8 protein-coding genes are annotated in these 12525 nt (G+C 44.0%); 2 read left to right on the top strand and 6 right to left on the bottom strand.

Annotation, left to right across the window (positions count from 1 at the left end; all coding sequences use genetic code 11):
• The first annotated feature begins 81 nt into the window (after window positions 1-81).
• Both DZ860_RS04960 and DZ860_RS04955 read left to right on the top strand, forming a co-directional pair.
• Entirely contained in the window at window positions 82-1707 is a 1626-nt protein-coding gene (locus DZ860_RS04960) for an ABC transporter permease (protein ID WP_120029814.1), read from the top strand.
• Window positions 1707-2738, top strand: a complete 1032-nt coding sequence (locus DZ860_RS04955; protein ID WP_120029813.1) for an ABC transporter ATP-binding protein — start codon at window positions 1707-1709, stop codon at window positions 2736-2738. The genes DZ860_RS04960 and DZ860_RS04955 overlap by 1 nt, the downstream gene beginning before the upstream one ends.
• A 179-nt stretch (window positions 2739-2917) precedes the next feature.
• Here DZ860_RS04955 and DZ860_RS04950 read toward each other — a convergent pair whose 3' ends face one another.
• From DZ860_RS04950 to DZ860_RS04925, 6 genes are all read right to left on the bottom strand, one after another.
• The gene (locus tag DZ860_RS04950) at window positions 2918-4330 is read right to left on the bottom strand and encodes a phosphoglucomutase/phosphomannomutase family protein (protein ID WP_120029812.1); all 1413 of its coding nucleotides are present in this window, start codon (window positions 4328-4330) and stop codon (window positions 2918-2920) included.
• A 51-nt stretch (window positions 4331-4381) separates the two neighbouring features.
• Window positions 4382-6790, bottom strand: a complete 2409-nt coding sequence (locus DZ860_RS04945; RefSeq protein WP_120029811.1) for a glycoside hydrolase family 94 protein — start codon at window positions 6788-6790, stop codon at window positions 4382-4384.
• A gap of 86 nt (window positions 6791-6876) precedes the next feature.
• Entirely contained in the window at window positions 6877-8808 is a 1932-nt protein-coding gene (locus DZ860_RS04940; RefSeq protein WP_120029810.1) for a beta-N-acetylhexosaminidase, read from the bottom strand.
• 10 nt (window positions 8809-8818) lie between these two features.
• On the bottom strand, window positions 8819-9694 hold the full coding sequence (locus DZ860_RS04935) for a glucosamine kinase nucleotide-binding domain-containing protein (RefSeq protein ID WP_120029809.1): 876 nt from the start codon (window positions 9692-9694) through the stop codon (window positions 8819-8821).
• Window positions 9695-9698: 4 nt separating this feature from the next.
• The gene (locus tag DZ860_RS04930) at window positions 9699-11447 is read right to left on the bottom strand and encodes a glycoside hydrolase family 9 protein (RefSeq protein WP_120029808.1); all 1749 of its coding nucleotides are present in this window, start codon (window positions 11445-11447) and stop codon (window positions 9699-9701) included.
• 72 nt (window positions 11448-11519) lie between these two features.
• On the bottom strand, window positions 11520-12515 hold the full coding sequence (locus DZ860_RS04925; protein ID WP_120029807.1) for an ABC transporter ATP-binding protein: 996 nt from the start codon (window positions 12513-12515) through the stop codon (window positions 11520-11522).
• Between the last annotated feature and the right edge of the window lie 10 nt (window positions 12516-12525).

Genomic DNA, 12525 nt, shown 5'->3' with positions numbered 1-12525 from the left:
TGTACCCCTTAACTTTAAAAAGGATATGAGATGTATTTGCACCCGCATTTATCTCTTGTATAGCCTTGATGTAATTAGGCAATGAAAGAAAAAAATTATTTTTGGAAAACCAGTAGTGGGACAATCGCCTTGCTGCTGGTTTTACCTATTCTGGCAATATTTTTTACGGCTATTGGTGAAACAGATGAGCTCTTTGCCCATCTGATGTCTACCGTACTCCCTACCTATACATTCAACACTATCGCACTGGCCATTGGTGTGATGTTGCTATCTTTAGTTTTTGGTATTCCATCAGCTTGGTTGATGGCGATGTGTCGCTTACCCACCGAACGAGTCTTGCAATGGGCGCTAGTTTTGCCTTTGGCAATGCCTGGTTATATCGTTGGCTACATTTTTACTGATTGGTTTGATTTTGCCGGTCCTATTCAGGTTTTATTACGCGATCTGACAGGATGGGGGCCGGGAGAGTATTGGTTTCCTGATATTCGAACGTTAGGTGGTGCAACCGTTGTTCTCGCGTTGGTTCTCTATCCGTATGTTTACCTCTTATGCCGCGCGGCCTTTATGGAGCAAAATGTTTCTTTGCTTCAATCTGCTCGCTTATTGAAGTGCTCACCTTGGCAAAGCTTTCGTCGTATATCGTTACCTCTTGTTCGCCCCTCAATGGCGGTGGGTTTATCTCTTGTTGCGATGGAAACGATTGGTGATTTTGGTACGGTGAGCTATTTTGCTGTCAGTACGTTAACGACCGCCGTCTATGATACTTGGCTTGGTTATTCGAGCTTGACAGCTGCAGCGAAAATTTCGGCAATAATGCTGGTATTCGTGATCTTGCTGCTTAGTGCCGAGCGTTTTAGTCGTCGTAAGCAAAAATTATTTCAAAACCAGTTTAGTAGTCGCGAAGATTTTCGATATGAACTATCTGGTTGGAAAAAATGGCTGGCATTAACTTGGTGTTGGGGATTAGTCGCCGTTGCGTTTATTTTTCCATTGGGCCAGTTATGTATTTATGCCTATAAGTATTTTGGTCAAAGTTGGACCGCTGAATTTAGAGAGTATGCACTCAACAGTTTAAATGTGTCGATTATCGCAGCAGTTATCGCTGTTGGTATCGCGTTGATTGTGAATTTTAGCCAACGTTTAAATCCAAGTCGTCAAAATGTACTGTTTATGCGTATGTCTTCTTTGGGGTATGCGGTACCTGGTACGGTACTGGCCATTGGCGTTATGGTTCCGGTTGTTTTTCTAGATCATACGGTTAATGACATTGCAAAAGTGATGGAGTGGGGGCGACCTGGATTGATTTTCTCCGGTTCGATATTTGCTTTGATTTTAGCGCTGGTGGTCCGCTTTTCAGCAGTAGCGATTGGCAGTATTGAAAGTAATCTTAATAAGGTTTCGCCATCTTTGGATATGGCCGCTCGAACCATGGGGTGTAACTCCAATCAAATGCTAAAACGAGTCCATTTCCCACTGATTCGTCGTGGTGCTTTAATTGCGGCGTTACTGGTATTTATTGAGTCGATGAAAGAGTTGAATGCTGCATTATTATTGCGTCCATTTAACTTTGAGACGTTAGCCACTTACGTCTATAACTTTGCTTCAGATGAGCACTTGGAACTTGCGGCGTTACCTGCGGTTCTTTTGGTATTGGTTGGGTTAATCCCCCTAGTAATAGTTAACCGTTCTTTGGAGCAAACACACTGATGAGTAGTGCATTATCAATTCATAATTTAACGTGCAAATATGATGAGCAAACGACGATTTTAGATGCTTTATCTCTTGACGTTGAGCAAGGGGAAATTGTCTGCTTACTTGGTGCAAGTGGTTGCGGTAAGACCACGCTACTCAAAGCGATTGCAGGCTTGCTTCCTCTTAGTTCTGGTTCTATGACTCTGAATTCAATGACGATTGATGATGGTCAAAACTGGATGCCACCTGAGCAACGAAATATTGGAATGATTTTCCAAGATTATGCGCTGTTTCCTCACTTAACGGTGGAGCAGAATGTGGCGTTTGGGTTACAAGGCATGAGTGCAGAGGAAAAGCGTAGCAAGGTGAAAGAAATGCTGGAATTAGTGCATCTTGATCAGTTTGCCGAGCGTTATCCCCATCAACTTTCTGGTGGACAGCAACAACGCGTCGCGATAGCCCGTTCTTTAGCTTATAAGCCGGATTTGCTGCTGTTGGATGAACCATTTTCAAACATTGATACGCAAGTCCGTCATGAGCTAATTGGTGAGATTCGTAAGATCTTCAAACAACAAGGCGTCACCGCTATCTTTGTTACTCATAGTCGTGAAGAGGCATTTGCATTTGCTGACAAGATGGCAGTAATGCATCATGGCGTGATAGAGCAATACGGAACGGCGAGTGAACTCTACTACCAACCATCAAGCAAGTTTGTTGCTGACTTTTTGGGTGGTGGCAGCTACTTAAAAGCCACGCGAATTTCTGAGACAGAATTTGAAACTGAGTTAGGTTTAGTTGAAGCGCAAGCTCAGCAGCAGATTGAGTTGGATAGTGCATGTGAGTTATTACTTCGTCCACAACACGTCCAAATCACAGCGGCAGAGGAAAGCGGTGTAACTGTTCTTGAGCAGCAATTTATGGGTGATCACTGTCGATATGTGATTGATGCTAATGGTAGTCGTTTGTTTGCTAGCTCAACAGAAGCGATTTCAATTGGTCAGACGGTATCGGTGAAAGTGGATACTCAAGGGATCCTCGCTTTTTAATTAAAATCGGATTACTTAATTCCAACCGAAAATAGCGATGACTAGCTTCTATTATCGGCCTAGATAGTCAAGGTTTCTCGATAGCCAAAGATAGTCGCTAAGTAGCCGAGCAAAGTAGCTGAGCAAAAAAATCCCGGCACAAGGCCGGGTAAAATTGCACTTATAGGAAATTGAGTGTGTTAGATTTTTAAAAAGTCTTTCATTTGTAGCAAGATACTTTCCGCCGTTTCTTTGTCGGCCATTTCTGCAAAAATACGCAGTAGTGGCTCTGTTCCGGAGAAACGAGCAATCACCCAGCCGCCATTTTTGAAGTAAACTTTAGCGCCATCTTCATAGCTGACGCGTTCGATTTCAAAGTCGAAATTAGGCAATTGCTTTTCGACATAAATTCGATTGTATAAGTCTTGTTTCTGAGTGGCTTTGAAAGTGCAATCGCCCTCAGCGGTGTAGGCATAGCCGTAGCGCGCGTAGATTTCTTCAAGTAGTTCAGAAAGTTTTTTACCCGTCACCGAGATCATCTCAACCAGCAAGCTTGATGCGAAGACGCCATCTTTGCCTTTGATGTGTCCACGGATGGTTAAACCACCTGAACTTTCCCCACCAATTAAAGAATCATCTGCTTCCATTTGAGAGCTTATGTGTTTAAAGCCTACGGGAACCTCAAAGCTCTTTTCGCCGTGATCTTCTGCAACGCGATCAAGAAGATGAGTGGTCGCGATATTTCTAACCACAGAACCTTTCCAACCTTTGTATTCCAGTAAGTAATAGTAAAGTAACAGTAAGACTTCATTAGGGTGAATGAAGTTACCTTTCTCATCAATAATACCTAAACGGTCAGCATCGCCATCAGTTCCGATACCAATGTCATACCCTTCTGCGGCAACAAGGTGTTTCAGACGATAAAGTGTTGCGGCATTGGGGGATGGCATAAGGCCACCAAAGTCTGGGTTTTTGCCATCATTAATTACGTCAACATCACAGCGACCATTGATCAATACAGTTTGTAGAGCATTTTTTGCCACACCAAACATAGGATCAATCAATACGCGCAAATTGGCTTTCTTGATTGCTTCGATATCAATGAAGTTGATGATGGAATCAACGAAATCGTTCATTGGATTAATGATACGAATGGTTTGGTTCTCAACAGCTTGTTCAAATTCAACACTGAGTACTTGTGCTTGAGTAAGCTGAGCGATTTGAGTTTCTACTTTTTGTGTAATGATCTCATCTGCATCACGGCCGCCTTTAATAAAAATCTTGATGCCGTTGTAGTCAGCCGGGTTATGAGAGGCTGTGATACACGCAGAATAGGCGCAATCCATCTCTTTTGCCTTAAACATGACGATAGGTGTTGGAACAAATTTGTCGATAAAACTGACAATGACATTGTTCGCAGCTAATACCTCAGAGAACCACCGGCCCGCTTTGTCTGAAAGAAAGCGGCGATCATAGCCAACCACAAAGCCGTTTTCGGCCACGCCCTCATCGTTAATGATGTTTGCGACCGCTTGAGCAACAAGACGGACATTATCTCTAGTAAACTCTTCCCCAATAAAGGCGCGCCAGCCACCTGTACCAAATTGGATCATAGGATCTTCCTTAGAAAAAGAGGGCAGCCAGTAATAAGCTGCCCATCGGATTTAACCGAGAGTTACGATAACTTCGTTTACAGAATCAGCAGGTTGGATTGGCACAGATACACCATTTACTGCTTCACCGTTTACGGTAATCGACTTAACGCCTTTGCTGACCGAATCGGGGTTAACTACTTTGATGTTATAAGTCGCACCTAACCATTGGCGAGTCACTTCAAACCCAGGCCAGTTTGTAGGGATACATGGATCGATAGTTAGACCATCGAAGCCGGTACGCACGCCAAGAATAAAGTTAGTTACGGCGAAATATGCCCAGCCAGATGTACCAGTCAACCATGGGTGGTTGGCACGACCGTGGTCTTGGTGATCTCGGCCCATGATGAACTGAACGTATGAGTAGGGCTCTGCATAACGTTTTTCAATCATGTCGTTTTGGTTGTATGGGTTGAGTGCATCGTAGAACTTCATTGCACGGTCGCCACGGCCCAGTTTTGCTTCTGCCACCCATGCCCATGGATTTGGATGTGAGAAGATCGCACCATTTTCTTTCACGCCTTGGTAAACGCGAGTGACGAAACCGATGTCATCATTTGGTGTTGAAAACGATGGCGAGTTTAGGTGTAGACCGTATTCTGAGAATAGGTTTTCATCGACGGCATCCATCGCTTTTTTGCCACGCTCTTGAGATACAGCGCCAGAGAGTACTGCTAGGGTGTTTGACTCAAGGTGTACACGGCCTTGTGATTGTTGCGCTGTACCGATCTTGTCACCATGTTTGGTTAGACCACGAATGTACCAACCCCCCTCGTCATCCCAAAGATGTGTTTCACACGCTTCGCGAACGTTTGCAGCCATGATGGTGTATTTTTTAACGTCTTCGTCTTTACCTAAGAATTTTGCTAGATCGATAAACTCTTGTAGTGCCCAAAAATGCAGGAAAGAGACCATTGAAGACTCGCCACCACCTAGGTTTAGACAGTCGTTCCAGTCAGCGCGTAGGCCTTTACATATACCGGTTTGACCAACGTATTCTGCAGAGAAGTCTAGGGCTGCTTTCATGTGGTCGTATACCGTTGCAACGCCGCCATCTGCGTAAGGGATCTCTTCGTTGAAGAAGTCGTGCTCGCCGGTTTCCATCACATATTTACAGATAGTTGGAACAAGCCATAAGTGATCGTCAGAACAAGTATCGTCAATGCCATGGATCTTATCTTCATCGGACGGAGTTGGGACAACCGTTGGCGATTTAGATGGCTTAACATCGGCTTTTTCTGGATCGAACCAGTCTGGATCGAATAGGTGTAGACCGTATCCCGCTTTCACCTGACCGCGAAGCAGATCAACTATGCGTTTACGAGTCATCGCTGGGTTTGCGTGAGGTACAGAAATAGCATCTTGCGCAGTATCACGGTAGCCCAAGCCAGTACGACCGCCCACTTCGATAAATGAAGCAAAGCGAGACCAAACCACACAGGTTTCTGCTTGGTAAAGAGTCCAAGCGTTGATCATGGTATCTAGACCTTCATTAGGCGATTTCACTTGGAATTTTGCACAGCGCTCATCCCAGTGTGCTTTGATGCCAGCAAATGCGCTGTCTACTTCTGCAAGATTTTGGTATTTCGCTCGTAAACGCTCACCGTTGCCTTTACCGATACCAAGGATGTAAACAAAGTGAACTTCTTGGCCTGGTTGGATAACAAATTGTTTATGTAAAGAGCCACAGTGGTTGTAGCATGTCTGCGCTGTGTTAAAACACTTACCTTGCTCAACGGCGAGTGGATTTGCTTCGTCGCGGTATGCGCCTAAGAAGCTATCACGTTGACCGTCATATGAATCTGGGTCAAACGTTGATGCTAGGTAGTAGAAACCTTCGAAATCGTTAGTGTTGTAGTAAAGATCATATTCGATTACGCCATCATTGTAAGACGTCCCTGCAGAGTACAAAGACATTTGATGGTTTTGGTTATCTGATTGGATATGGCTGAAAGAGAATTCTACATATGAGAATGCACTGATAGTACGTGGCTTATCAGAGGTATTTTTGATCACAACATCCCAAACTTCAGCATCTTCACCTTTCGGTACAAACAGAGTTTTAGTTGCTTCAATACCATTGTAATCACATTTGAACTTCGAATAAGAGAGACCATGACGCACTTCGTAGCTAGCTTCATCTAGGCTCTTCGCCACGGGTTGCCATGAGATTGACCAGTAATCTCCCGTTTCATCGTCACGCAAGTAAACATAATGTCCAGGTCGATCAAAGGTGGCATTTGGGCGGAACTTGGTGACGCGATTGTACTCAGGAGAGTTATAGAAAGAGTAACCACCCGCGTTATGTGAGATAACCGTGCAGAATTTCTCTGTGCCCAAATAGTTTGTCCATGGCGCAGGCACGTCTGGACGTGTAATGACATATTCGCGATTGTCGTTATCGAAATAGCCGTATTTCATGTTAATTTCCTTTTTACCAAGCCACATTGAGGTGGTTGAAAATGTCAGCGAGAGAATGCAACTAACAGTGGTTAGCTGTTAGGTCGTTATTTTTCACAATTGTCGTTATCCCATGGTTGTCGGTATTTGACGTCCTGTTTATCCAGCAACGTTAAATGCCCCTTTAACCGTGAGAGGTAGTCTTCCCAATGTCGATGAGATTTCTGCGTCCAGCCAACTTCAGCAATGGCAGAAAGCCTTGGAAAAACCATATAATCTATACGTGATTGATGAATGATAATTTCACACCACAAAGCACATTGAATACCCAATATACGTTTACGAATAGGATCAGAATCAGCAACCATTTCAAGAGGTTCGTAGCGATAGGCTTTTTCCAGCGAAATAACACTGGCCCAATTCACGCCCGGTTCAAATGGGGAGTTGTCTTGTGTCATATCGAGGTACGTTGATTGGGCTGGTTGTAAAATCACATCAAAACCTTGTTTGGCACACGTCAAAGCAGCATCTTCACTCAGCCATGAGTAGATAACCGTATCCTTGCTCACTTTATTGCCGTGTTGTGCCTCTTCCCAGCCGACCATACGCTTGCCTAATGAATGGAGTTTTTTTTCTGCGTAGCGAAGTAGATGTCCTTGCAACTCTTTACTATCTTGATATCCCATTTCCAGCATCAGAGCCTGACATTTTGGACTGTCACTCCATACACCATCGGGAACTTCATCTGCACCGATATGCACCAATTTTGCTGGGAATAGCTGCGAAATTTCGCTTAAAACAGTATCGAGAAAGGTATAAGTTCCCTCGAGTGCCGGTGATAGAACGTTATCGGAGTAATGTTGAATACTGCGGTATATAGAATGGTCATTTTCATCAAATAATAGATGAGGTAGAGACTTAATTGCCGCACGACAATGCCCAGGAATATCGATTTCCGGAATAATGGTAATGCCTCTATCTTGTGCGTACGCGATGACGTCTCGAATCTCATCTTGGCTGTAGAATCCACCATAGTCTTGACCAAGATGGCTAAACTGAGGTTCTAGAATCTGATTTGGTCCACGAAATGCGCCGGTTCGAGTCAATTCTGGAAAAGCTTTTATTTCAACCCGCCATCCTTCGTCATCGGTAAGATGCCAATGAAAAGTATTAAATTTGTATCGAGCTAGGTGATTGATAATGTATTTCACCTGTTCAACAGAGTGAAAATGGCGAGCACAATCGAGCATCATTCCACGGTATTTAAAACGCGGACTATCGTTTACCGTTATTAAGGGGACGGATAGGCTAAGGCTATTTTCTACGGGTTTAAGTAACTGTAGTAGCGTTGCACAAGCGTGAACGAAACCAGAAGTTGATCCAGCTTCAATGGTGACTCCTGAAGCTTTAACTTTCAGTTTGTATTCACTTTCATCTAAAGTCGGGTTACTGCGAAATACAATGTCGCTATGTCCGATAGGGTTTAATGAAAAACTAAACAGCGAAGTTAATTCTGACTCTAACCATGCGGCGGCTTTGTCTGCTAATGAGGTCTGTAATGTTATCTGGCTGGTGGATGTAAGATGAAAATACCCATCATCCAATACCATGCTGTTAGGCTTTGGGATGAGTGATATTGAGCTTTCAACAACGTCAGGTAGAGAGGTACGTTGTTTAAATGGTGACGCAAGCACAATAGGAGTCACATGAACGGTATGTTTTACCTGGCCATGAATATCGACAATTAACGCCTCTTTCAAACCATCGCTGTAGAAACGAAGTGGAGCAGTGCGAAGTGTAAATTCACAGTAAAAGTATTGATTGGCAGCGATCTTGTTGGTATCAGGTGTAATAGAGCAGAAGCTACCGATTTGTTGGCATTCTGCGTGAGTAACGCTATCGGGAAGAATATAGCGATCAAGAATAAACTGCAGTTTCCAATCAGTAAGATCTTGATCAGAAAGGTTGTGCAATGTTAGACCAAATCGGCAGAATGGCTTCTGCTCAGAAAGCACCGCTAAATCGACACGATAGCTCATAGATTTACCCTTAGTAGAGATTATGCTCAGGTTTACCAGCAAACATTAATGCTCCCTCAATTGCATCAAACTGAGCATCAACTATCCATTGTTGTACAGGAGGAGAAAGCCAAGCTTTGATTCGCTCGGCAATACTACCCATGAGGCAGATACGTGATGCTCCACGTCGATTCAATGCAATGAGGAACATCTCGATGTCCGCAGCCGTTTGTTTGAGCAGAGAGATCGCAAGAAGATCACCTTGATAGGCATACTCAAAAATAGCTGGGGAAAATTGACCGTAATCTTTGGGTATCGCGCCCTTTGACCATGCGACAATCGCATCGACATCGTGATCGAAGTGATTGAGTACATGTTCAACAAGTGGTGTTTTATCGATAATCCCATCGTAGGCCAAAAGCACTTGTTGGATAAGGCGGAGCCCCATAACTGCGCCACCACCTTGATCAGATATTGGAAATTCACGTCCACCGACAACATGCTGCTCACCGCCTTTAAGGTAAATACCACATGATCCTGTTCCGCCGATCATAATGGCACCATCGTCACCGTTGTGGGCTCCGATACAGGCACCATAAGCATCGGTATTGAGTGTAACTGAAGCAAAAGGATGACTTAGTGCCATGAACTCCAGCCAAGCCCCTTTGTGCTCAGCACCAGCTAAGGCGAGCCCGACATGCATATGAGCTCTATCTATCTCGCTAAGGCCACCTTGTTGAGCTGCTTGGTCGATGGCTTCGATAATAGAACTCATCGCGGCTGCAGCACCTAACATAATGTTGGCACTACCACTTTTACCCTCGCCAATTAAATTTTGTTCAGCATCTCGAATACGTGCGCGACACGATGTGCCACCGCCGTCGATCCCTACGTGGTATATGGCCATGGTATTAATCCTCTATGCTGTCAAAGTTGTTAATGGCAAAGTTGTGGCGATCAAAGTGATGAAACTGACTAACGATAGCGAGCAAATACCAAGCACCGTGAGGTATCCATTGCTCACCCCAACGCCAGTTTTGCAACATATCGTCTTTCTGTTTTGGTGGATTGAAAGCAATGTCTTGTTCGTCTTCAAACCCGCTTGTGATCCCATTACAAACGCCACCTTTGGCATTAAAAAAGCCTAAATGAGGTAGATAGTTTGGGTTGTTTTGACCGTGGCCATCTAACATGCACATGTTGTATGGATTTTGACCGACGACCCAGTTGAGGGCATTTTGTGCGTAGTTAAGCAGCTGTTGTTGTTTATCGCTGTCGTTGATGATGTTGTGTGCGGCATACGCCATGGTAGCCAACGAACCAAGACGAGCATTTTCTCCCTGCCACCAGTAGCCAGTTTCATTATCGTGAGCGATGAAAAAAGAGCTGTGCTTATCACCGTTCACTGGTTTGACGTATTGGCGTGGATAGCCAAACGGGTTGGCAACTTGTTTGGTCACTGATAGCTCAAAATCAACCGCCTGTTCAACTACTTGAACGACAGAGTCAATTGCTGAACTATCTTGTTCAATAGTGAGATATTCGCATAACGCGATGACGGGTAGCCCCGCTTCAGCGGCGTGGAAATAGGGCCGTGAACCATCACTATTTGCTGACCAAAAGTGCATTTGTTCAGTATCTGAAACTTGACGTTTACAAAGACGTTTGGCCCATCGGCGGCTTTCTTCTAAATAGTCGCTGTTTTTCGTAGCTCGAAATAGTTCAACCGTCGCGAGTAGTGCGCAATATTCGTCAATGATGTTCTCTTCACTATCATTGATGTATTGAGTATTCATTTCCTTAAGGTGCCAGTAGCCTTTCTCTGCTGCTTGTAAGTAGTCAGAAGAGGAGTATTCCCCGTCTTGTGTTAGTCTCGCAGCTTTGGCAAGCGCGGCTATACTCACCCCACCGCCTTGCCTAAAACCTGCGTGGTAATCTTCAGATTTGTTTCCTTGTTGAGTGGCATAAGCACAAATCTCACGTTGCTTGATATCTTTCGACCATTTATCAAACACCGTCATATAGAAAAATCCATCAGGGCTTTGCATACGCATTAAGAAATCAGTACCAAATAGGGCTTCTTCAGTGAGACGAACAGCTGAGTACTGAGCAAATTTCTCATTGTTACCAATCAGTTCTAAGCTTTTCAGCATGTTCCAAACCACCATTGGGGTTTGTTGTGGATTGAAGTAATTGGCATAAGATAAGTGACTGAGGTATTTGCTGACATCACCGGATGCATCGTACCAACCGCCATGGACATCAGCGGTTTGATGAGTGCCGAGAATTGGCGCTTGTCGATCTTGCTTATCAAACATGCCGCCACAACGTTGAGACTTAAAATAGTGCAGCAGATCGGAAAAGGTTTCTTTTAGCAGTAACCCTGAGCCGATTTGAAAAGGTTCTGAACGTAAATTATCGAATCGAAGGTAATAGTTTCCAGCTTTCTGAAATTGTGAAAATTCAATGCGGAAAAAGCTCCCTTGGTGCCAATTAGCGACTTTTGTCCCTTTCTCTATTTCGATAGTCTCCACTGTTTGATGACCATCTGCACAGACCAACAAGACTGTTGACGACGATAGACGTGGCTTTTTCGTCATCAAAATAGCTTGTTTAGGACCAAGGGTTTCATAACCAATATGGTTAGTAAGTAGCAGCATTAAATTCTCCGAACGACGTTGTTATTTATGAGTTAATGAGAGAGCCAAGCCTGTTTTCTTGGCTTTCTTATTTTAGTTTTCGTATAGGTAACAGCGTACAAAGTGGTTTTCAGAAAGCTGAGTTACGTCAGGTAAACGTTGTTTGCATTTATCTGTGACGTGATGGCAACGTCCTGCGAATGGACAACCAACAGACGCAGGTGTCCATAAGGGAATATCGCCCTTATTGCCTTTCAGTTTTTCATGAATCGACTTACTTGGATCGGGTACAGCGGATACCAATAACTGGGTGTATGGATGTTGAGGAGCGTGAATGATTTCTTCCGTATCACCCCATTCAACCATATGCCCCACATACATAACAGCTAGGTCCTCTGCGATATAGCGTGCCGTTGCAATATCGTGAGTGATGTAGAGAAGTGACATTTGTTTTTCAAATTTCATCTCTTCCATCAGGTTTAATACGCCTGCTCGGATAGAGACATCTAACATCGATGTTGGCTCATCAGCCAGAACCACTTCTGCACCTACAGCAATGTTTCTCGCCAAATTGACTCGCTGACGCTGACCTCCAGAAAGTTGGTGTGGGTATTTTTCTGCCGTCTCTTTGGGTGGGATTAATCCCACTTGCTCTAATAAGCTATATACGCGTTCTTCCAGCTCTTTTTTATTACCCGATGTCACTTTCTTGTGGATTAAGAGTGGGCGAGCAATATGATGAAAAATATTGTGGGTAGGGTTTAGAGATCCAAATGGATCTTGCCATACCATTTGTACACCTTCTCGATAGCGCATAAGGTCGCTTTTAGACTTAATCGTTTGAATATCACGACCTTTGTACTCAATCTCTCCCGAGGTTGGTGCATACATTTTTGCAATCATTTTTGCTGTGGTTGATTTACCAGAACCAGATTCGCCAACCACCGCAAGACCGCGACTCTTATACATTTTAAATGAGACGTCATTAATAGCGCGCATCATTGGTTGTTTTAGGGCATTGCTACTAATCGGGAAATCTTTAATTAGATTTTTTCCCTCTACCAATAATTGGCCAAATTCACTACTCATGCTTACCTCC

It is taken from the genome of Vibrio sinensis, assembly GCF_003605645.1.
Classification (GTDB): domain Bacteria; phylum Pseudomonadota; class Gammaproteobacteria; order Enterobacterales; family Vibrionaceae; genus Vibrio; species Vibrio sinensis.
This window is presented reverse-complemented; position numbering and strand designations above follow the sequence as displayed.

Coding starts and splice junctions, on each gene's coding strand:
- DZ860_RS04955 (WP_120029813.1), top strand. CDS start 1,707: ATGAGTAGTGCATTATCAATTCATAATTTAACGTGCAAATATGATGAG.
- DZ860_RS04950 (WP_120029812.1), bottom strand. CDS start 4,330: ATGATCCAATTTGGTACAGGTGGCTGGCGCGCCTTTATTGGGGAAGAG.
- DZ860_RS04925 (WP_120029807.1), bottom strand. CDS start 12,515: ATGAGTAGTGAATTTGGCCAATTATTGGTAGAGGGAAAAAATCTAATT.
- DZ860_RS04940 (WP_120029810.1), bottom strand. CDS start 8,808: ATGAGCTATCGTGTCGATTTAGCGGTGCTTTCTGAGCAGAAGCCATTC.
- DZ860_RS04935 (WP_120029809.1), bottom strand. CDS start 9,694: ATGGCCATATACCACGTAGGGATCGACGGCGGTGGCACATCGTGTCGC.
- DZ860_RS04930 (WP_120029808.1), bottom strand. CDS start 11,447: ATGCTGCTACTTACTAACCATATTGGTTATGAAACCCTTGGTCCTAAA.
- DZ860_RS04960 (WP_120029814.1), top strand. CDS start 82: ATGAAAGAAAAAAATTATTTTTGGAAAACCAGTAGTGGGACAATCGCC.
- DZ860_RS04945 (WP_120029811.1), bottom strand. CDS start 6,790: ATGAAATACGGCTATTTCGATAACGACAATCGCGAATATGTCATTACA.